The organism is Mesorhizobium sp. M0088 (genome assembly GCF_040322895.1).
GTDB lineage: Bacteria > Pseudomonadota > Alphaproteobacteria > Rhizobiales > Rhizobiaceae > Mesorhizobium.
The window spans coordinates 1-21,159 of the sequence record NZ_JAMYUI010000046.1; the positions used below are offsets into that span (position 1 = coordinate 1).

The 21,159-nt window shown below is 62.0% G+C and carries 17 protein-coding genes and 1 tRNA gene; 2 read left to right on the forward strand and 16 right to left on the reverse strand.

Annotated features, from left to right (window positions below; genetic code table 11):
- From NKJ67_RS34035 to rpsL, 4 genes are all read right to left on the reverse strand, one after another.
- A partial coding sequence (locus NKJ67_RS34035; protein WP_032908143.1) for a GTP-binding protein occupies nt 1–91 on the reverse strand: 91 nt, incomplete at its 3' end.
- Between the two features lie 98 nt (nt 92–189).
- Nucleotides 190–2,280: an elongation factor G gene (gene fusA, locus NKJ67_RS34040; protein WP_023762913.1), complete on the reverse strand. Its 2,091-nt coding sequence runs from the start codon at nt 2,278–2,280 to the stop codon at nt 190–192.
- A 29-nt stretch (nt 2,281–2,309) separates the two neighbouring features.
- Entirely contained in the window at nt 2,310–2,780 is a 471-nt protein-coding gene (gene rpsG, locus NKJ67_RS34045; RefSeq protein WP_008875664.1) for a 30S ribosomal protein S7, read from the reverse strand.
- A gap of 76 nt (nt 2,781–2,856) precedes the next feature.
- Complete coding sequence (gene rpsL, locus NKJ67_RS34050) at nt 2,857–3,228, reverse strand: 30S ribosomal protein S12 (RefSeq protein ID WP_006333356.1); 372 nt, start codon at nt 3,226–3,228, stop codon at nt 2,857–2,859.
- 497 nt (nt 3,229–3,725) lie between these two features.
- Between rpsL and NKJ67_RS34055 the strand changes: the two genes are divergently transcribed.
- Together NKJ67_RS34055 and NKJ67_RS34060 are read left to right on the forward strand one after the other, a co-directional pair.
- The gene (locus tag NKJ67_RS34055; protein ID WP_127273529.1) at nt 3,726–4,007 is read left to right on the forward strand and encodes a transcriptional regulator; all 282 of its coding nucleotides are present in this window, start codon (nt 3,726–3,728) and stop codon (nt 4,005–4,007) included.
- 182 nt (nt 4,008–4,189) lie between these two features.
- Nucleotides 4,190–5,116 (forward strand): Gfo/Idh/MocA family protein, encoded by a 927-nt coding sequence (locus NKJ67_RS34060; RefSeq protein WP_352585738.1) that lies wholly within the window; start codon nt 4,190–4,192, stop codon nt 5,114–5,116.
- A gap of 374 nt (nt 5,117–5,490) precedes the next feature.
- Here NKJ67_RS34060 and rpoC read toward each other — a convergent pair whose 3' ends face one another.
- The 12 genes from rpoC to NKJ67_RS34120 form a co-directional block, all read right to left on the reverse strand.
- Entirely contained in the window at nt 5,491–9,687 is a 4,197-nt protein-coding gene (rpoC, locus tag NKJ67_RS34065) for a DNA-directed RNA polymerase subunit beta' (protein ID WP_013531415.1), read from the reverse strand.
- A gap of 147 nt (nt 9,688–9,834) precedes the next feature.
- Entirely contained in the window at nt 9,835–13,971 is a 4,137-nt protein-coding gene (gene rpoB / locus NKJ67_RS34070) for a DNA-directed RNA polymerase subunit beta (RefSeq protein WP_127271908.1), read from the reverse strand.
- A gap of 251 nt (nt 13,972–14,222) precedes the next feature.
- Nucleotides 14,223–14,600 (reverse strand): 50S ribosomal protein L7/L12, encoded by a 378-nt coding sequence (gene rplL, locus NKJ67_RS34075; protein WP_023762907.1) that lies wholly within the window; start codon nt 14,598–14,600, stop codon nt 14,223–14,225.
- A 54-nt stretch (nt 14,601–14,654) separates the two neighbouring features.
- Complete coding sequence (rplJ, locus tag NKJ67_RS34080; protein ID WP_013531412.1) at nt 14,655–15,173, reverse strand: 50S ribosomal protein L10; 519 nt, start codon at nt 15,171–15,173, stop codon at nt 14,655–14,657.
- A gap of 395 nt (nt 15,174–15,568) precedes the next feature.
- Nucleotides 15,569–16,267: a 50S ribosomal protein L1 gene (gene rplA / locus NKJ67_RS34085; RefSeq protein ID WP_013531411.1), complete on the reverse strand. Its 699-nt coding sequence runs from the start codon at nt 16,265–16,267 to the stop codon at nt 15,569–15,571.
- Nucleotides 16,268–16,271: 4 nt separating this feature from the next.
- A complete protein-coding gene (gene rplK, locus NKJ67_RS34090) occupies nt 16,272–16,700 on the reverse strand; it encodes a 50S ribosomal protein L11 (protein ID WP_013531410.1) in 429 nt (142 codons plus the stop codon).
- Nucleotides 16,701–16,859: 159 nt separating this feature from the next.
- Nucleotides 16,860–17,387: a transcription termination/antitermination protein NusG gene (nusG, locus tag NKJ67_RS34095; protein ID WP_013531409.1), complete on the reverse strand. Its 528-nt coding sequence runs from the start codon at nt 17,385–17,387 to the stop codon at nt 16,860–16,862.
- Nucleotides 17,388–17,414: 27 nt separating this feature from the next.
- Complete coding sequence (secE, locus tag NKJ67_RS34100) at nt 17,415–17,618, reverse strand: preprotein translocase subunit SecE (protein WP_013531408.1); 204 nt, start codon at nt 17,616–17,618, stop codon at nt 17,415–17,417.
- A gap of 396 nt (nt 17,619–18,014) precedes the next feature.
- Nucleotides 18,015–18,090 (reverse strand) — tRNA-Trp (locus tag NKJ67_RS34105).
- Nucleotides 18,091–18,282: 192 nt separating this feature from the next.
- Nucleotides 18,283–18,780 (reverse strand): metal-dependent hydrolase, encoded by a 498-nt coding sequence (locus tag NKJ67_RS34110; protein WP_352585741.1) that lies wholly within the window; start codon nt 18,778–18,780, stop codon nt 18,283–18,285.
- Nucleotides 18,781–19,002: 222 nt separating this feature from the next.
- Nucleotides 19,003–20,643 (reverse strand): COG3904 family protein, encoded by a 1,641-nt coding sequence (locus NKJ67_RS34115; RefSeq protein ID WP_352585743.1) that lies wholly within the window; start codon nt 20,641–20,643, stop codon nt 19,003–19,005.
- 154 nt (nt 20,644–20,797) lie between these two features.
- A partial coding sequence (locus tag NKJ67_RS34120) for an EF-Tu C-terminal domain-related protein (protein ID WP_502905260.1) occupies nt 20,798–21,159 on the reverse strand: 362 nt, incomplete at its 5' end.

Genomic DNA, 21,159 nt, shown 5'->3' on the forward strand with positions numbered 1-21,159 from the left:
CCGCCGTCAGCGACGTCTTGCCATGGTCGACGTGGCCAATCGTGCCGATGTTCACGTGAGGCTTGTTACGCTCGAATTTACCTTTGGCCATAATCGTTCTCCGTCTATTCTACCCGCTAAGGGGAAATTGTTATTCGCTCTTCAGATCCGGCACCGCGCAAGGGGCGCGACCCGGTGGCTAAGAAACCCTTAGGCGTATTTCTTCTGGACTTCCTGAGCCACTGCGGTCGGAACCGGCTCATAGTGATCGAACTGCATGGTGTAGGCCGCACGGCCCTGGCTCATCGAGCGCAGGTTGTCGACATACTTGAACATGTTGGCGAGCGGCACCATCGCGTTGATGACGACGGCGACGCCGCGCGCTTCCTGGCCCTGGATCTGGCCACGACGACCGTTCAGATCGCCGATGACGCTGCCGACGTAATCTTCCGGCGTCACCACTTCGACCTTCATGATCGGCTCGAGCAGCTGCACGCCAAGCTTGGGTGCGGCTTCACGGAAGCAGGCGCGGCCGGCGATTTCGAAGGCCAGAACGCTGGAGTCGACATCGTGGTAAGCGCCGTCGATGAGGGTCGCCTTGACGCCGATCATCGGGAAGCCCGCGAACGGACCCGAGGTCATGACGCTGTTGATGCCCTTTTCGACACCCGGGATGTATTCCTTCGGCACGGCGCCGCCGACGATCTTGGTCTCGAATTCGAACTCGCTGCTGTCCGGGTTCGGCTCGAAGACGATCTTGACGCGAGCGAACTGACCGGTACCGCCGGTCTGCTTCTTGTGCGTGTAGTCCTGCTCGTGCCTGCGGGTGATCGTCTCGCGATAAGCCACCTGCGGTGCGCCGACATTGGCCTCGACCTTGAACTCGCGACGCATACGGTCGACGATGATGTCGAGGTGAAGTTCGCCCATGCCGGAAATGATGGTCTGGCCGCTTTCCTCGTCGGTCTTGACGCGGAAGGACGGATCTTCGGCGGCCAGGCGGTGAAGGGCGAGGCCCATCTTTTCCTGATCGTTCTTGGTCTTCGGCTCGATGGCGATCTGGATGACCGGATCGGGGAATTCCATGCGCTCGAGGATGACCGGATGCAGCGGATCGCTCAGCGTATCGCCGGTGGTCGTGTCCTTGAGACCGGCAAGAGCAACGATGTCGCCGGCAAAAGCCTCTTCGACGTCGGCGCGCGAGTTCGCATGCATCTGCAGCATGCGGCCAATGCGCTCTTTCTTGCCCTTCACGGTGTTGTCGACCGAGATGCCCTTGGTGAGCTTGCCCGAATAGATGCGGGCAAAGGTCAGCGAACCGACGAACGGGTCGTTCATGATCTTGAAGGCGAGCATCGACAGCGGCTCGTTGTCGTCGGCATGACGCTCGATCTCGGCGTCGGTCTTGGCATCGACGCCCTTGATGGCGGGAACATCGGCCGGCGACGGCAGATATTCGACGACGGCGTCGAGCAGCGGCTGCACGCCCTTGTTCTTGAAGGCCGAGCCACAGAACATCGGGTAGAACTTGACCGCGATGGTGCCCTTGCGGATCAGCGCGCGGATCTCGTCATTCGACGGCATCTTGCCTTCGAGGTAATTCTCAAGCGCCGTCTCGTCCATTTCGACGGCGGCCTCGATCATCTTCTCGCGGTATTCTTCGGCACGAGCCTTGAGGTCGTCCGGGATCTCGACGACATCCCAGGCAGCGCCCAGCGTCTCGTCGCGCCAGACAAGCGCGTTCATCTCGACGAGGTCGACGACGCCCTTGAACTCGGTCTCGGCGCCGATCGGCAGCTGCATGACAACGGCATGCGCACCGAGGCGCGAACCGATCATCTCGACCGAGCGGTAGAAGTCGGCGCCGATCTTGTCCATCTTGTTGCAGAAGATCATGCGCGGAACGCGGTACTTGTCGGCCTGGCGCCAGACGGTCTCGGTCTGCGGCTCAACGCCGGCATTGGCATCGAGCAGCGCGATGGCGCCGTCGAGCACGCGCAGCGAACGCTCGACTTCGATGGTGAAGTCGACGTGGCCGGGGGTGTCGATGATGTTGAAGCGGTGCATCTTGCCGTCACGAGCCTTCCAGAAGGTCGTGGTCGCGGCGGAGGTGATCGTGATGCCGCGCTCCTGCTCCTGCTCCATCCAATCCATGGTGGCAGCGCCGTCATGGACTTCGCCGATCTTGTGCGACTTGCCCGTGTAGTAGAGGACGCGCTCGGTGGTCGTCGTCTTGCCGGCGTCAATATGCGCCATGATACCGAAATTGCGGTAGTCTTCGATTTTGTATTCGCGGGCCATCGTAGCTGCCTCTCAGTCTCGTTCGCGCTTTACCAGCGGTAGTGCGCGAAAGCGCGGTTGGCTTCAGCCATCTTGTGGGTGTCTTCACGCTTCTTGACAGCCGTGCCGCGGTTGTTGGCCGCATCCATCAGCTCGCCGGAGAGGCGGTCGACCATCGTGGTCTCATTGCGATTGCGGGCCGCAGCGATCAGCCAGCGAATGGCCAATGCCTGGCGGCGCTCGGGGCGCACGTCGACCGGAACCTGGTAGGTGGCGCCACCGACACGACGCGAACGCACTTCAACATGCGGCGCGACATTGTCGAGCGCCTGATGGAAGACGGTGACCGGCTCCTGCTTGGTCTTCGACTGAACCTGGTCGAGCGCGCCGTAGACGATGGTCTCGGCGACCGACTTCTTGCCGTCATACATGACGGCGTTCATGAACTTGGTGACGATCAGATCGCCGAACTTCGGGTCCGGATTGATCTCACGCTTTTCTGCACTGTGACGACGCGACATGGCTTTTGTCTCTCAATCTCATAGCCCGACGCACTCGAGGAGCGCCAAGGCCGGAAAATCTTACTTCGGACGCCCCTTACTTCGGACGCTTGGCGCCGTACTTCGAACGGCGCTGCTTGCGGTTCTTCACACCCTGCGTGTCGAGCACGCCGCGGATGATGTGGTAGCGAACGCCCGGAAGATCCTTGACGCGGCCGCCGCGGATCATCACCACGGAGTGTTCCTGAAGGTTGTGGCCTTCGCCGGGGATGTACCCGATCACTTCAAAACCATTGGTCAGGCGGATCTTGGCCACCTTGCGCAGCGCCGAGTTCGGCTTCTTCGGCGTCGTTGTATAGACGCGCGTGCAGACGCCCCGCTTCTGCGGGTTCTGCTGCATGGCCGGGACCTTGTTGCGCTTCACCGGCGCAATGCGCGGCTTGCGGATCAGCTGGTTGACGGTAGGCATTAAACCCTCTTGTCTCTCAATTCCGTGTCTCGCCCGGTCAGGGCCGCTCAAAGCGTCATTTCCATACGCAAATTCGGGCCATAAACCGCGCCTCGCGGTCTTGCCCGAACAAAAGGCAGAGGAAGCGGAAGCCGCTTCGTGCACGCCGGAAATGTCTTTTCGCTCGTAAAACGAACCCTGTTTGAGGCAAACTCCAAAGCGTGTCGCTTCGGAAGGGAGAGCCTCACATCGGTTCTGACTGGGCGGCTTCTACTCGTAAGACCGCGGACCGTCAAGCCCGGAGCACTAAATATTGCGCGCCGACCAAGGCTTGGCAGCCATGCGAAAACCGCATGTAATTTTCTTTCGCATTTTTGCAAGAGCGAGGAAGAAAGTGACAAGCCTTCAGGCAAAGTGAATGGGTTTGCGCTGTTGCGCGGCCTTGCTTCATGCGAAAAGGCCGCATGAGCAGTCAAAACCTCCTCGCCCGCCCACCCGCTGCCAAGAGGAATCGGCCCGTGAACGACAATGAAGAACGCCCGGTCACCATCATCACCGGCCGGGTGTGGAAGAAAAAAGGCGGCAAACCGGAAGGCGTCCACGTCATGCTGGTCGCGCCCGACGACGATTCGGCGGTGCGCCGGGCACTCGAATCGCTTGCCGCCGAAGGATACGCCGAGGCCGAGCTCGACCAGATCGGCGACATGGACGGCATCCCCGACGACGAGCCGCATATCTCCGCCTTCCAGGGCGCGCTCGAAGGCGAAGTGTCGATCGTTACCTTCGACGTGCCGATCTGAACCCGAACCCGGTCCAGCTTTCGAATCGACTGCCGAGACGAATCGGCGACCGAGGCCTTCCCAGCCGACAAAATGTGCACTGCCGCCTCAAGGAAGGCCGAGCTAGGCTTCTCGGCTTCGGCTTGCCCGGGGCAAGTGTTCTGGTAAGAAACCATCACCATCATCAAACAGACGGAGCGGCCGTGTCCCAGCCCATCAAGATAGGCATCGTCGGCGTCGGCAAGATCGTCCGCGACCAGCATCTGCCGGCCCTGGCGAAAGACCAGGACTATCGCCTCATCGCGGCTGCCAGCCGTCACGGCAAGGTGGACGACATCCCGAATTTCCCTGATATCGAAGCCATGCTCGACGCGGTGCCCGAGCTCGAGGCCGTGTCGCTCTGCATGCCGCCGCAGTTCCGCTACGATGCGGCGCGCACCGCGCTGATGGCCAAGAAGCATGTCTTCCTGGAGAAGCCGCCTGGCGCCACGGTCAGCGAGGTCGAGGACCTCAAGACATTGGCCGCGCAGAACGGCGTCTCGCTGTTCGCCAGCTGGCACTCGCGCTATGCGCCGGCGGTCGAGGCAGCGCGTGCTTTTCTAAGTTCAGCCCGCATCCACTCGGCCGCCATCAACTGGAAGGAAGACGTGCGCCGCTGGCACCCGAACCAGGAATGGATCTGGGCTCCCGGCGGTTTCGGCGTCTTCGATCCCGGCATCAACGCGCTGTCGATTGCCACCCATATCCTGCCGGCGATGTTCATCACCTCGGCGGTGCTGGATTTTCCCGAAAACCGCGCCTCCCCGGTTGCCGCGCGCGTCGCCTTCCGCACCTCGAACGGGTTGCCGGTGACGATGGACCTCGACTGGCTGCAGACAGGCCCGCAAAGCTGGGACATCCTGGCCGACACCGACAAGGGCGCGATGGTGCTGTCGGGCGGCGGCTCGAAGCTCGCCATCGACGGCAAGGTGGTTCATGACGAACCGGAGGCCGAGTATCCGATGCTCTACAAGCGCTTCGCCAAGATCGTCCGCGCCGGCGTCTCCGATGTCGATCTGGCGCCGCTGCAGCATGTCGCCGACGCTTTCATGCTCGGCAAGCGCAACGTGGTCGAGGCGTTCTTCGATTGACAATGGGCTGTGAAGAGCGACCTCGCTCCGATCCCCACTTCCCGGATCATTTGCGAAGGGCGCGCCGCCCCTCATTGTCCTGCCGGACATTTCTCCCCGTATAGTGACGGGGAGAAAGGGGCAATGGCGACGCCGGCGTTCGCCCTGCAAGGTCGCCGATTGGCGAAATCGTCAGCGACGGCGTCCTTCTCCCCGTCACTATACGGGGAGAAGATGCCGGCAGGCAGATGAGGGGCGGCGCCAGCCTGCAAAACAAGGCATCAGACGATGCTCCTCACTTCGCCACCGCCACAAAGTTCGGCTCCAACGCAATGAAAAAAGGCCGCCGGGTCGCCCCGACGGCCTTTTTTTGCCTGAGATTCCTGCCGCCGCGCTTACTGCGCGGCGGTTGTCATGTCGGCCAGCATCGGCTCGGCGACTTCCGCACCCGAGGCCTTGCGGCGCTCGTCGATGATCAGTTCGTCGCGCGAGGTGGCGATGCGCCGGATCTGGCTCATCGTGCCGCCGGTACCGGCCGGGATCAGCCGGCCGACGATGACGTTTTCCTTCAAGCCCTGCAGCATGTCGGTCTTGCCGGCAACCGCAGCCTCCGTCAGCACCCGGGTCGTTTCCTGGAAGGAGGCGGCCGAGATGAAGGACGGCGTCTGCAGCGATGCCTTGGTGATGCCGAGCAGCACCGGCAGGCCTTCGGCCGGCTTCTTGCCGTCCTCGACCAGACGCTCGTTGACCTCTTCCAGTTCGATCACGTCGACATGATCGCCTGGAATGTAGGTCGAGTCGCCCTGCACCGTGATCTCGACCTTCTGCAGCATCTGGCGAACGATCACCTCGATGTGCTTGTCGTTGATCGACACGCCCTGCAGACGATAGACTTCCTGGATCTCGTTGACGAGGTAGGAAGCAAGTGCCTCCACGCCCTTGATCGCCAGGATGTCGTGCGGCGCAGGATTGCCGTCGAGGATGTAGTCGCCCTTCTCGATGACGTCGCCGTCCTGGAGATGGAACGGCTTGCCCTTCGGGATCAGGTATTCGACCGGCTCAAGCGTCGAGTCATGCGGCTCGATGATGATGCGACGCTTGTTCTTGTAGTCGCGGCCGAAGCGGATCGTGCCGTCGATCTCGGCGATGATGGCGTGATCCTTCGGACGACGTGCCTCGAACAGCTCGGCAACACGCGGCAGACCGCCGGTGATGTCCTTGGTCTTGGCGCTTTCCATCGGAATACGCGCCAAAACGTCGCCGGGGCGAACCTGCGAACCCGGCTCGACCGAAAGAATGGCCTCGACCGAGAGCAGGAAGCGGGCGTCGCCGCCCTTCGACAGCTTGCCGACCTTGCCCTTGGCGTCCTGGATCGCAATCGCCGGCTTCAGGTCGTTGCCGCGTGGCGTCGAGCGCCAGTCGATGACCTCACGCTTGGTGATGCCGGTCGACTCGTCGGCCGTTTCCTGAACGGAAATGCCGTCGACCAGATCCTCGTACGACACCCTGCCCTCGATTTCAGTGAGGACCGGACGGGTATAGGGATCCCACTCGGCGATACGCTGGCCGCGCTTCACCTTGTCACCATCGTCCACGAAGATGCGCGAACCATAGGTGAGGCGGTGCGAGGCGCGCTCCTTGCCGGCTTCGTCGAGGATCAGAACCGCCATGTTGCGGCCCATGACCATCTGCTGGCCGTCGGAGTTGCGCACCACGTTGCGGTTGCGGATCTCGACCTTGCCCTCATACGAGGCTTCAAGGAACGAGCTGTCCACCACCTGCGCGGTACCGCCCATGTGGAAGGTACGCATGGTGAGCTGCGTGCCCGGCTCGCCGATCGACTGCGCCGCGATGACGCCGACGGCTTCGCCCTGGTTGACCGGGGTGCCGCGGGCCAGATCGCGACCGTAGCAGACCGCGCAGACGCCAACCCTGACTTCGCAAGTCAGTGCCGAGCGGATGCGAACCGACTGGACGCCGGCCTTTTCGATCTGTTCCACGTCACGCTCGTCCATCAGCGTTCCGGCCTTGACCAGGATCTCGCCCGACACCGGATGGGTGATGTCGTCGAGCGACGTACGGCCCAGCACGCGCTGGCCGACCGAAGCGACGACCTGACCGGCATCGACGATCGGCTGCATGGTGAGGCCCTTGTCGGTGCCGCAGTCGACGGAGTTGACGATGCAATCCTGCGCCACGTCGACCAGACGACGGGTGAGGTAACCCGAGTTCGCCGTCTTCAAGGCGGTGTCGGCCAGACCCTTGCGGGCGCCGTGGGTCGAGTTGAAGTACTCGAGCACGGTCAGGCCTTCCTTGAAGTTCGAGATGATCGGCGTCTCGATGATTTCACCCGACGGCTTGGCCATGAGGCCGCGCATGCCGGCAAGCTGGCGCATCTGGGTGGGCGAGCCACGCGCACCGGAGTGCGACATCATGTAGATCGAGTTCATCGGCTTCTGACGGCCATTGTCCTCGAACTCGACCGCCTTGATGCGGGCCATCATTTCGTCGGCGACCTTTTCCGAGCACTTGGCCCAGGCGTCGACGACCTTGTTGTACTTCTCGCCCTGCGTGATCAGACCGTCATTGTACTGCTGCTCGTATTCCTTGGCCAAAGCCTCGGTGTCGGAGACCAGCTTGATCTTGGCATCCGGGATCAGCATGTCGTCCTTGCCGAACGAAATGCCGGCACGGCAGGCATGGCTGAATCCGAGCGCCATGATGCGATCGCAGAAAATGACCGTCTCCTTCTGACCGCAATGGCGGTAGACGGTGTCGATCATCTTGGAGATGTTCTTCTTGGTCATCTCCTGGTTGGCGGTCTCGTAAGGCACGTTGACGTTCTTCGGCAGAAGCTCGCCGATGATCATGCGGCCAGGCGTCGTGTCATGGATCTTCGACACGACCTTGCCTTCGGCGTCGACCGTGCGGAAACGACCCTTGATCTTGGAGTGCAGCGTCACCGCCTTGGTCTCGAGCGCATGCTGGAGTTCGCCCATGTCGGCAAACACCATGCCCTCGCCCGGCTCGTTCTGGTTGACGATCGAGAGATAGTAGAGGCCCAGAACCATGTCCTGCGACGGCACGATGATCGGCGCGCCGGAAGCCGGGTGCAGGATGTTGTTGGTCGACATCATCAGCACGCGGGCTTCAAGCTGCGCTTCCAGCGACAGCGGCACGTGGACGGCCATCTGGTCGCCGTCGAAGTCGGCGTTGAAGGCCGTGCAGACCAGCGGGTGCAGCTGGATCGCCTTGCCCTCGATCAGGATCGGCTCGAACGCCTGGATGCCGAGACGGTGCAGCGTCGGCGCACGGTTCAGCAGCACCGGATGTTCGCGGATGACCTCGTCGAGGATATCCCAGACCTCCGGACGCTCCTTTTCGACCAGCTTCTTCGCCTGCTTGACGGTCGAGGAGTAACCCTTGGCGTCGAGACGGGCGTAGATGAAGGGCTTGAACAGTTCGAGCGCCATCTTCTTGGGCAGGCCGCACTGATGCAGCTTGAGCTCCGGACCGGTCACGATGACCGAGCGGCCGGAATAGTCTACGCGCTTGCCGAGCAGGTTCTGACGGAACCGGCCCTGCTTGCCCTTGAGCATGTCGGACAGCGACTTCAGCGGGCGCTTGTTGGCGCCGGTGATGACGCGGCCGCGACGGCCGTTGTCGAACAGCGCATCGACGGCTTCCTGCAGCATGCGCTTTTCATTGCGCACGATGATGCCCGGCGCCCGCAGCTCGATCAGCCGCTTCAGACGGTTGTTGCGGTTGATGACGCGGCGATAGAGATCGTTCAGATCCGACGTGGCGAAGCGGCCGCCGTCCAGCGGAACCAGCGGGCGCAGGTCCGGCGGGATCACCGGAACCACTTTCATGATCATCCATTCCGGACGGTTGCCGGATTCCATGAAGTTCTCGACGACCTTGAGCCGCTTCAGATACTTCTTCTGCTTCAGCTCGGAGGTGGTCGAAGCCAGTTCCGAACGCAGGTCGCCGGCGATCTTCTCCAGGTCCATGCCCGCCAGGAGGTCATGAATGGCCTCGGCGCCGATCATGGCGGTGAAACTATCCTCGCCATACTCGTCGACGGCGATCATGTACTCTTCCTCGCTGAGCAGCTGGTGCTCCTTCAGCGCGGTGAGGCCAGGTTCGGTGACGATGTAGTTCTCGAAGTAGAGAACGCGCTCGATGTCCTTCAGGGTCATGTCGAGCAGCGTGCCGATGCGCGACGGCAGCGACTTCAGGAACCAGATATGGGCGACCGGAGCCGCCAGCTCGATATGGCCCATGCGCTCGCGGCGAACGCGCGACAGCGTGACTTCGACGCCGCACTTCTCGCAGATGACGCCCTTGTACTTCATGCGCTTGTACTTGCCGCACAGGCACTCGTAGTCCTTGATCGGGCCAAAAATGCGCGCGCAGAACAGACCGTCACGCTCCGGCTTGAAGGTGCGGTAGTTGATGGTCTCCGGCTTCTTGATCTCGCCGAAAGACCAGGACAGAATCTTCTCAGGGCTGGCAAGCGATATCCGAATGGAATCGAACACCTGCGCAGGCGCCTGCGGATTGAAGAGATTCATGACCTCTTGGTTCATGCCGTTCTCCTTTTCGGGGTCCTCGAAAACCCCTTGCATCTAGCGCGGGCCAAACGCCCGCCGTCGTGTGTCGGCCACCGGCCGAAGAATTTGGTGCGTTCGGTCGCGATTTCCGCGACCGAACGTCTTGTTTACTCGGCCGCGCCCCTATTCGGCAGCATCGGGCAGCCGGACAGGGTTGTCGTCGAGCTTGGTGTTCTCCAGCTCGACATTGAGGCCGAGAGACCGCATTTCCTTGACGAGAACGTTGAAGCTCTCGGGGATGCCGGCCTCGAAGGTGTCGTCGCCACGCACGATCGCCTCGTAGACCTTGGTACGACCGGCGACGTCGTCGGACTTCACCGTCAGCATTTCCTGCAGCGTGTAGGCGGCGCCGTATGCTTCCAGCGCCCAGACCTCCATCTCGCCGAAGCGCTGGCCACCGAACTGCGCCTTGCCGCCCAGCGGCTGCTGCGTGACGAGCGAGTACGGACCGATCGAACGCGCGTGGATCTTGTCGTCCACGAGGTGGTGAAGCTTGAGCATGTAGATGTAGCCCATCGTCACCTTGCGATCGAACGGCTCGCCGGTGCGTCCGTCATAGAGCTGCGACTGACCTGATGTGTGCAGGCCCGCCTGCTCCAGCATGATGTTGATGTCAGCCTCATGCGCGCCGTCGAACACCGGGGTCGCGATCGAGACGCCGCGGCGCATCTGCTCGCTGAGGCGAACAATGCTCTCGTCGTCATAGTCACGAACCGGCTCGTTGCGGTCGTTGGCCGGGATGAAGCTCTCGAGCGTCTTGCGCAGCGGCTTGATATCGCCGGCTGCCTTGTACGTGTCGATCAGCTCGCCGATCTTCTTGCCCATGCCCGCGCATGCCCAGCCCAGATGCGTCTCCAGGATCTGGCCGACATTCATGCGGCTCGGCACACCCAGCGGGTTGAGCACGATATCGGCATGTGTGCCGTCCTCGAGGAAAGGCATGTCCTCGACCGGAACGATCCGCGACACGACACCCTTGTTGCCGTGGCGGCCGGCCATCTTGTCGCCGGGCTGCATCTTGCGCTTCACGGCCACGAAGACCTTGACCATCTTCATGACGCCCGGAGGCATTTCGTCGCCGCGCTGGACCTTCTCGACCTTGTCCATGAAGCGCTGTTCGAGCGCCTTCTTGGAATCGTCGTACTGGCCACGGAGCGCCTCGAGTTCGCTCTGGAGCTTTTCGTTCTCCACGGCAAACTGCCACCACTGCGAACGCGGATACTCGTCGAGCGTATCCTTGGACAGCGTCGAGCCCTTCTTGAAGCCCTTCGGTCCGGCGATCGCTTCCTTGCCGACGAGCACGTCGGACAGACGCGCGTAGACGTTACGGTCCAGAATGGCCTGCTCGTCGTCGCGGTCCTTGGCGAGGCGTTCGATCTCCTCGCGCTCGATCGCCATGGCGCGCTCGTCCTTTTCCACACCGTGGCGATTGAAGACGCGCACCTCGACGACCGTGCCGAAAGTGCCCGGAGGCATGCGCATCGAGGTGTCGCGCACATCGGATGCCTTTTCGCCGAAGATGGCGCGCAGAAGCTTCTCTTCCGGCGTCATCGGGCTTTCGCCCTTCGGCGTGATCTTGCCGACCAGGATGTCGCCCGGCTGAACTTCCGCACCGATATAGACGATGCCGGCTTCGTCGAGGTTCTTCAGCGCTTCTTCCGAGACGTTTGGAATATCGCGCGTGATTTCCTCCGGCCCGAGCTTGGTATCGCGCGCCATGACCTCGAACTCCTCGATATGGATCGAGGTGAAGACGTCATCGGCGACGATGCGTTCGGACAGGAGGATCGAGTCCTCGTAGTTGTAGCCGTTCCACGGCATGAACGCGACCAGCACGTTGCGGCCGAGCGCCAGATCGCCGAGCTCGGTCGACGGACCGTCGGCGATGATGTCGCCCTTGTTGACCCGGTCACCCATGCGAACCAGCGGACGCTGGTTGATGCAGGTGTTCTGGTTCGAACGCTGGAACTTCATCAGCCGGTAGATATCGACGCCGGACTTGCCCGGATCGAGATCTTCGGTGGCGCGGATAACGATACGCGTCGCGTCCACCTGGTCGACGATGCCGCCGCGGCGGGCGCCGATGGCGGCACCCGAGTCACGGGCGACGATCGGCTCCATGCCGGTGCCGACGAACGGCGCCTCGGCGCGCACCAGCGGCACGGCCTGACGCTGCATGTTCGAGCCCATCAGAGCGCGGTTGGCGTCGTCGTTTTCCAGGAACGGGATCAGGGCCGCGGCCACCGACACCATCTGCTTGGGCGACACGTCCATCAGATCGACGTTTTCGCGCGGCGCCATCATCACTTCGCCGGCGCTGCGGCAAATGACGAATTCGTCGACGAAACCACCGTTCTTGTCGAGCTCGGCGTTGGCCTGCGCGACATGGTGCTTGGCCTCTTCCATCGCCGAGAGATAGACGACGTCATTGGTCAGCTTGCCGTCGACGATCTTGCGGTACGGGCTCTCGATGAAGCCGTACTTGTTGACGCGTGCGAAGGTGGCCAGCGAGTTGATCAGACCGATATTCGGGCCTTCCGGCGTCTCGATCGGGCAGATGCGGCCGTAATGCGTCGGGTGCACGTCGCGCACTTCGAAGCCGGCGCGCTCGCGGGTCAGACCGCCCGGTCCAAGCGCCGAGAGGCGGCGCTTGTGGGTGATCTCCGACAGCGGATTGGTCTGGTCCATGAACTGCGACAGCTGCGAGGAACCGAAGAACTCGCGCACGGCGGCAGCCGCCGGCTTGGCGTTGATCAGGTCCTGCGGCATGACCGTGTCGATCTCGATCGAGGACATACGCTCCTTGATCGCGCGCTCCATGCGCAGCAGGCCGACGCGGTACTGGTTTTCCATCAGCTCGCCGACCGAACGCACGCGGCGGTTGCCGAGATTATCGATGTCGTCGATCTCGCCCTTGCCGTCGCGCAACTCGACCAGCGTCCTGACCACGGCCAGGATGTCGTCCTTGCGCAGCACGCGCACGGTGTCCTCGGCCTTGAGCTCGAGGCGCATGTTCATCTTGACGCGGCCGACGGCCGACAGATCGTAGCGCTCACTGTCGAAGAACAGCGAGTTGAACATGGCTTCGGCGGTTTCGAGCGTCGGCGGCTCGCCGGGGCGCATGACACGATAGATGTCGAACAGCGCGTCCTGGCGGCTCTCGTTCTTGTCGACGTTGAGCGTGTTGCGGATATAGGCGCCGACATTGACGTGGTCGATGTCGAGAACCTTGATCTCGTCTTCGCCGGTGCCGAGCAGAACCTTCAGCGTCTTCTCGTCGATCTCGTCGCCGGCCTCGAGGAAGATCTCGCCGGTGGCGTAGTTGACGATGTCCTCGGCCAGATAGTTACCGAGCAGGTCCTCGTCGGTGGCCTTGATCGCCTTGAGACCCTTTTCGCCAAGCGCCCTCGCCTGGCGGGCGGTGATCTTCTTGCCGGCTTCGACGACGACTTCGCCGGTATCGGCATCGACCAGGTCGCCGACGGCCTTGAGGCCGCGGAAACGCTCGACGTTGAACGGAATGCGCCAATGGTCGCCGGCGCGCTTGTAGGTGATCTTGTTGTAGAAGGTCGACAGGATCTCTTCGCCGTCCATACCGAGCGCCATCAGCAGCGACGTCACCGGAATCTTGCGGCGGCGATCGATGCGGGCGTGCACGACGTCCTTGGAATCGAACTCGATGTCGAGCCACGAGCCGCGATAGGGGATGACGCGCGCGGCAAACAGAAGCTTGCCCGACGAGTGCGACTTGCCCTTGTCATGGTCGAAGAAGACGCCCGGCGAGCGGTGCATCTGCGAGACGATGACGCGCTCGGTGCCGTTGACGATGAAGGTGCCGTTCAAGGTCATGAGCGGCATGTCGCCCATGTAGACGTCCTGCTCCTTGATGTCCTTGATGGACTTGGCGCCGGTATCCTCGTCGATATCGAACACGATGAGGCGCAGCGTCACCTTCAACGGCGCGGCATAGGTGAGGTCGCGCTGACGGCATTCGTCAACGTCGAATTTCGGTCCTTCGAACTCGTACTTCACGAACTCCAGCATCGAGGAGCCGGAAAAATCGGAGATCGGGAAAACCGACTTGAAAACAGCCTGCAGTCCCTCGTCCGGACGCCCGCCCTTGGGCTCCGCCACCATCAGGAATTGATCATAGGATGCCTTCTGAACCTCGATGAGGTTCGGCATCTCCGCAACTTCCGGGATCTTTCCGAAGAACTTGCGTACGCGTCTGCGGCCATTGAAAGTCTGGGTCTGGGCCATCGTCGCTCCTTAGCTCTAAACTCGGGACGAGCCTCGCCGCGGCTCGCCTTGCATTCTGGGCCACCTTGGCGGCAACCCTCTGTCTGTTTTCCCGGCGCCTGTCGGCGGCCGGCTAGAACGGGAGAAAACCCGTTTCCTGAAGGCCGGTTTTCGGCCCTCAGGAAAGAGGTTCTCGTAGATCTCGCGTTACGCGTGCTCCCTCCGGGCGAAGGGAGTGGCGGACGGCGCGAGGCCGCCCGCCGCTTTCACGATTACTTCAGGTCGACCTTGGCGCCGGCTGCTTCCAGCTGGGCCTTGAACTTGTCAGCGTCGGCCTTGGAAACGCCTTCCTTGACCGGCTTCGGAGCCGCTTCGACCAGATCCTTGGCTTCCTTGAGGCCAAGACCGGTGATGGCGCGGACTTCCTTGATGACGTTGATCTTCTGAGCGCCTGCCTCGGTGAGGACGACGTCGAATTCCGTCTTTTCCTCGACCGGAGCAGCAGCGGCCGCACCACCGCCAGCGGCGGCAACAGCCACCGGAGCAGCGGCGGAAACGCCCCACTTTTCTTCCAGAAGCTTCGACAGCTCGGCCGCCTCGAGGACGGTCAGCTTCGAAAGGTCGTCTACGATCTTTGCGAGATCAGCCATTGTTGTGTTCCTTCATAAGGTTCGAACGTGTGTTTGTGATAGCGAGGAACGGCCTCATGCCGCCTCGTCCTTCCGGGCGTAAGCGCCGATGACGCGCGCGACCGAGGCCGCTGGCGCATTGACGATCTGGGCGATCCGGGTTGCCGGCGTGGCGATCATGCCAACCAGCCTGGCGCGCAGCTCATCGAGCGACGGAAGTGTGGCGAGTGCCTTCACACCGTCGGCATTGAGCGAGGTGGTGCCCATTGCGCCGCCGAGAATGACGAGCTTGTCATTTCCCTTGGCGAAATCGGACGCGACCTTCGGCGCCGCAATCGGATCCTCCGAATAAGCAATCAGCGTCTGTCCCTTGAACAGCTCGATGATCGATGCGGAGTCCGTGCCCTGAAGAGCGATTTTGGCGAGACGGTTCTTCGCGACTTTGACGGTGCCACCGGCGGCGCGCATTTTCGACCGAAGGTCGTTCATTTGCGCGACGGTGATACCGGCGTAGTGGGCCACGACCACTGAACCTGCGTTCGAGAACGCACCGTTCAGGCCCGTGACGAGTTCGCGTTTTTCCGCTCTGTCCACTGCCTATCTCCAGTTGACCCCAATCCTGTTAACGGGAACATCCCATTGACGAGGACAGGCGTCGGGTTGCCTTTTGTCGGCCGGGCCATCCAGTAACGGATCTCCCGAACGACGCTCGAGGATCCTGCCCCCTTTCGCCACATCGACGGTCAAGCCGGCGATGCGCAGACAAAAGGCAAACACGGTTCGAACCTTTCATTGGAGCAATCGCTCCGTTGTCCGGTCTTCACCCGTCTCATGCAGGCCCAAATCGAATTAAGGCTTCTGGGCCGCCTGCAATCTCGGACAGGATGTCCGGAAACCTCTCGGCTTCCGGTACCGGGCCGCCAACTAGGTCGGAGGCCCGGAATTCTTTGCAGATCAGCCGTTTACCGGCCGATCTCGATCAAAACTTATCAGGACGCGTTGAGCGTCGCGACGTCGAGCTTGAGGCCCGGGCCCATCGTCGAGGTGACCGACACCTTCTTGACGTAGTTGCCCTTGGCGCCAGTCGGCTTTGCCTTGGTCACCGCATCGGCGAAGGCGCGGATGTTCTCTTCCAGGGCCTTGACGTCGAACGAGACCTTGCCGACGCCGGCATGGACGATGCCAGCCTTCTCGACACGGAACTCGACGGCGCCGCCCTTGGATGCCTTGACGGCGGCGGCAACGTCGGTGGTGACGGTGCCGACCTTCGGGTTCGGCATCATGCCGCGCGGGCCGAGCACTTTGCCCAGACGACCGACGAGCGGCATCATGTCCGGCGTGGCGATGCAGCGATCAAAATCGATCGTGCCCTTCTGGACGATGTCGACCAGATCCTCGGCACCGACGATGTCGGCGCCGGCGGCGCGCGCTTCGTCGGCCTTGTCGCCACGGGCGAACACGGCGACACGCACCGAGCGGCCGGTGCCGTTCGGCAGGTTGACCACGCCGCGGACCATCTGGTCGGCATGGCGCGGGTCGACGCCGAGGTTCATGGCGACTTCGATGGTCTCATCGAACTTCACCGAGGAACGGTCCTTGAGCAGCTTCAGCGCATCGCCCAGGGCATAAGCCTTGTTGGGATCGATGCCTTCGCGGGTCTTCGATACGCGCTTTGCAATCTTTGCCATGATCTTAGCCCACCACTTCCAGACCCATCGAGCGGGCGGAGCCCTCGACCATGCGCATGGCCGCTTCGACGTCGTTTGCGTTCAGGTCTTTCATCTTCGCGGTGGCAATCTCGCGGACCTTGTCACGCGAAACCGTACCGGCCTTGACCTTGCCCGGCTCCTTGGAACCGGACGTCAGGTTCGCCGCCTTCTTCAGGAAGTAGCTCACCGGCGCCGTCTTCATGACGAAGGTGAAGGACTTGTCCTGATAGTAGGTGATGACGACCGGAACCGGCGATCCCTTTTCCATTTCCTGGGTCTGCGCGTTGAACGCCTTGCAGAATTCCATGATGTTGATGCCACGCTGACCAAGCGCCGGGCCGATCGGGGGAGACGGCGTCGCCGATCCCGCTTTCACCTGGAGCTTGAGCTGGCCTGCAATTTTCTTAGCCATCTCTTTTCCTGCCTTTGTCTATGCCGGTCATGCCGGCGGTTGCAGTCTGGTGGTGCGGTTCGCGCAGCCGGCTAAAGCCGCACTCGCCTCCCACCGTCTCAGGCCGCGCGCTTCCGCGCCGCCTCCCCTGATCGCCAAACCGGCGTCAGGGATTTCGGATCAGCCCTTTTCGACCTGTCCGAATTCCAGATCGACCGGCACGGCGCGCCCGAAGATCGAAACTTCCACCTTGAGCCGCGCCCGCTCCTCGTCCACTTCCTGGACGAAACCGTTGAACGACGCGAACGGACCATCCGAAACGCGGATCGCTTCGCCGATCTCGAACGTGACCGAGGGCTTGGGCCGCTCGACGCCTTCCTGCACCTGGTTCAGGATGCGCTGGGCTTCCGCCTCGGTGATCGGCACCGGCTTGGAGTCGCCCAGGAAGCCGGTGACCTTCGGTGTGTTCTTGACCAGCGAGAACACCGCATCGGTCAAATTGGCCTTCAGCAGCACATAGCCCGGGAAGAACTTCCGCTCGGCATCGACCTTGCGACCGCGGCGAACTTCGACGACCTTCTCGGTCGGAACCACGATCTGGTGGATGTCGGCGGACAGGCCCTTCTGCTTGGCCTTGTTCTCGATATCCTCGGCGACCTTCTTTTCAAAGTTCGAATAAGCGTGGACGATGTACCAGCGCGCGGTCATTTCAAGACTTCTCCGTAATCGCCGGACTTAGCGTCCGATGCCCAGAATCTGTTCGACCGCAAGGCCCATGAGCTGATCGGCGGTGAAGAAAAAGATCATCGCGATCACTGCGAAGGCCAGAACCATCACCGTCGAGATCATCGTTTCGCGTCGCGACGGCCAAGTCACCTTGGCGGTCTCCGCGCGAACCTGCTGGAGAAAGACGAAAGGATTTGTGGTTTTCGAAGCCATATGCCGCTCTGTCTTCAAGACCCGTTGGCCGGGTCTCCTGGATGATCCCGCTGGCCGGGACGTGCCGCCTGAGCCCAATCTCGCGCCGAATCAGCGCAATCATTTCGCCCATGCAAATCAGACGCGTAAAGCCGGTTTCCCAGCTCCACGCGTCGCGTGTCTGTTTCGTCTACATAAAACCGATTCTTGATCCACGCAAGTGGCAAGTCTCCGCTTTATGACCAAACACCGCCTCGGAACCATCCAGTCGTTCCGTCCCGGCTATGGCGCTCTTATGCCCCAATCGACCCTATATGGCAAGCGGGTCGCCGATTTTCAAAGGCCAGGCCATGGAAATATCGCTTTGAAACGCCATTTCGAAACGGCGAAACATTGGGTTGAATGCCATTCAGGGAATGGCACGGGCAGCAGGGCTCGAACCTACGACCTGCGGTTTTGGAGACCGCCGCTCTACCAACTGAGCTATGCCCGTATCGTGCGCATGTCGGCGCAGAAGGCGCTTCCTAAAAGCTTCCGCACGCTCTGTAAAGAGCGGTTTGCAAGCAAACGCGCCTTAATCCCGACAAGGCCATCCGGGTCGATCCCAAGCTCCGGCCTGAAGTCGACAGCGCGCGGTGGCGTGATTGAGAGAGACGTCGCCTGCCCTCTTCGATGTGGAGCGTCCTCAAGCGGCATTCATGGCAGGCTGCGGTCGCCCGCGTGCAAGCCAAAGCGCCCAGCCGCATATCAGGAGCTCGCATGCGAACGTCCAGTGCAGCAAAAAGCTCAGCACCCAATTGCTGAAGTCCGCCGGTACAGTGACGAGTTCGAACGCCCGCCGATCGAATGGCATCAGCCACAATATCGGCGACGCCAGCGTATCGAGGACCATATGCAGCATGGCGGCGGCAAAGAAGGCAGCCGTGGCTGCCAGATACGAGCGGGCGCGCCAGCTGACGAATAGCAACGACAGCGCCCCTGCGGCCGCCCAGAACAGCGGCCAATGCGTCATATAGGAGTGATGGTGGGTGCGTCCGCCGTCGATGAAATGGAAATACAGCATATCGATATCGGGGATGACACTGCCGACCATGGCGGCCCCGACGATAGCCAGGCTGCCAGGCCACTGCCTGCGCATGAACGTTCCGAGAATATAGCCACTTGGAAGATGGGCGATCAGCATCTCGGGACCGTTCACGGTTGCAGGCCAGTGCAGCATTCCGCCCTATTGTGGCGCTATTCCGGATGTCTGCGCCCGATACGCTTCGTGCCGATCATGGTTTCGTATCCGGTGGCTAGGCCGGCATCGATCCTCCGCCTGCCTGGCGCCGCCAGCAGCGACGATAGCGGAACAATCGGAAGCGGCTCAACCTGCCTCATGGCCGGTTTCCGGCTCCGCCGCACACTACAATTTGGCCGGCGCATCAGCCTCGGCATTGGCGGAAGGCCGGATCCGGCAATTCTCGGGTCTTGGCACCGCCTCGCAAATGGTGGCACCGGTCAGCGCGTCGACCGATTGCAGGCCGGTCGTCAGGCCGACCTTCAGCATCATGCCGGGTTCCAGCCGGCGCTCGACCGAGCGCCGCTCGATCGCCGCGAACAGGGCGGGACCGATCGCCATCTCCTCGAGATAGGCCTTGACCATCTGCTTTTGCCCCATCGGGTAAAGGCTAAGCCGCGCCTGGGGACCGACAAACCGCCTGATGCCGCCGGCAAGCATCAGCGCGCAGGCCGAATCGCACTCCACGCCGGCATCGATGCTCAGCCCGGCATAGGCGCCCTCTTTGGCCAGGCAATTCCACGCCCCTGGGTCACAGCCGACGAAATCGGTGCGGCCAACGGCGACGTCGAGCTTCTTTTCATGGATAAGCCGTCCTGCCGCCAGAGCGCTGAGCAGGTCGCCTCCCCTCGAACTGATCACGACAGGCAGTTGCCGTTTGCCAAGCATGGCGAGCAATTGGCGCAGCTTCTGCGGGGTCCGGGGGGTGATCGGGCCTTCTGCCGAGATCCATTCCGGGCAGTCTGGATTGCAGAGTGGATTGGTGCCGCGAACGACAACGAAGCGCATGTCCTCATCGCGCCGCGCCGCCTCGGGTTCGATTGCTGGCGGCGTTGGCTTGGCCGCGGTCGCCGTCAGGCCATCAGGCTTGTTGCCCGGCACCTCCCGGCAATTCGCGGCCAGGCGGCCGGGCTCGCACAGGCTTGCCGCTGTCAGCAGGCCTACAGCGTCCGTGCTGGTGACCAGCTTCATCGCCAGCATGTCGTCGAGGGCGATCTGGTGGATTTCGCTGGCCGGGGTGCCCTTCATCGTTTCGAGCATGCTTTGTTCGATGCCCATCTGTTTCAGGTAGGCTGCCAGCTTTTTCTCCACGGACTTGCTCATCTCGTAGGTCTTGTAGCTGCCGGCGTTCTTGCGGCTGACGATCTTTGTGTTGAGGATCTTCTTCTTGCCCCCCACGATGCGGTAGGTGGTCCGGTATTGCAATTTCGTACGAATGTAGGTCGTGGTGATCTGATGGACGCCGAGATAGGCCCATTCGCCGGCCACCCGCCTGATACCGCCGGCAAACATCAGAGGACAGGCGGAATTGCACATGGCGCCATAGTCGATGACATCGCCGAAGTAGCGGGCGTCACGGTCCTGGCACCCCTTCGCACCGGGCTGGCAGCTGGAAAACACCGTCTTACCGATGGCGATATCGAACTTGTTCTTGCGGATCAGCCGGCCAAGCGTCAGCGCCGCCTCGACATTGCCGCCGGGAGAATCGACGACAACAGGCAGTTTCCGGCCGCCAAGCGTCTTCAGCATGCGTTTGAAGAGTGCCGGCGTGCCGGCTTCTATCGAGCCCTCGGCCGAGATCCATTCCGGGCAGATCGGCTCGCACCCCGGTGCGTTGCTGCGGACAATGCCGAACCGCATCGTCGGCCCAAGATCCGGCGCCGCATCCGCCGCAAAGGCTGACGGGCCTTCGGCAAGCAATGCGAGCAGCCAGGTCAGAGCCAGCGGCCACAATGCCCGACGATGGAAAAACCGCCTTGGAACCATTTGGAATAAGCCCCTCGATGCAACCTATACTAGTCGAGGCCCGGAGCCTTGCAACAGGGTTCGACCGCCAGGGTCGCAACCGATAGCCCCGCAAAAGAAAAGGGCGGCCCGAAGACCGCCCTTTTCTTTTTGATCCGGCGAATGCCGGGCTCGATTATTCCTTGATGGTGACGACGATGCCGGCACCGACGGTGCGGCCGCCTTCACGGATAGCGAAGCGCAGCTTCTCTTCCATGGCAATCGGCACGATCAGCTCGACATCGACCGTGATGTTGTCGCCCGGCATCACCATTTCGGTGCCTTCCGGCAGCGACACGATGCCGGTCACGTCGGTCGTGCGGAAGTAGAACTGCGGACGGTAGTTGGTGAAGAACGGCGTGTGGCGGCCACCTTCGTCCTTGGTCAGGATGTAGGCTTCGGCCACGAACTTATTGTGCGGCTTCACCGTACCGGGCTTGGCCAGAACCTGGCCGCGCTCGACACCTTCACGATCAACGCCGCGCAGCAGCGCGCCGA

Coding starts and splice junctions, on each gene's coding strand:
- fusA (WP_023762913.1), bottom strand. CDS start 2,280: ATGGCCCGCGAATACAAAATCGAAGACTACCGCAATTTCGGTATCATG.
- rpsG (WP_008875664.1), bottom strand. CDS start 2,780: ATGTCGCGTCGTCACAGTGCAGAAAAGCGTGAGATCAATCCGGACCCG.
- rpsL (WP_006333356.1), bottom strand. CDS start 3,228: ATGCCTACCGTCAACCAGCTGATCCGCAAGCCGCGCATTGCGCCGGTG.
- rpoC (WP_013531415.1), bottom strand. CDS start 9,687: ATGAACCAAGAGGTCATGAATCTCTTCAATCCGCAGGCGCCTGCGCAG.
- rpoB (WP_127271908.1), bottom strand. CDS start 13,971: ATGGCCCAGACCCAGACTTTCAATGGCCGCAGACGCGTACGCAAGTTC.
- rplL (WP_023762907.1), bottom strand. CDS start 14,600: ATGGCTGATCTCGCAAAGATCGTAGACGACCTTTCGAAGCTGACCGTC.
- rplA (WP_013531411.1), bottom strand. CDS start 16,267: ATGGCAAAGATTGCAAAGCGCGTATCGAAGACCCGCGAAGGCATCGAT.
- rplK (WP_013531410.1), bottom strand. CDS start 16,700: ATGGCTAAGAAAATTGCAGGCCAGCTCAAGCTCCAGGTGAAAGCGGGA.
- nusG (WP_013531409.1), bottom strand. CDS start 17,387: ATGACCGCGCGCTGGTACATCGTCCACGCTTATTCGAACTTTGAAAAG.
- secE (WP_013531408.1), bottom strand. CDS start 17,618: ATGGCTTCGAAAACCACAAATCCTTTCGTCTTTCTCCAGCAGGTTCGC.
- NKJ67_RS34110 (WP_352585741.1), bottom strand. CDS start 18,780: ATGCTGATCGCCCATCTTCCAAGTGGCTATATTCTCGGAACGTTCATG.
- NKJ67_RS34115 (WP_352585743.1), bottom strand. CDS start 20,643: ATGGTTCCAAGGCGGTTTTTCCATCGTCGGGCATTGTGGCCGCTGGCT.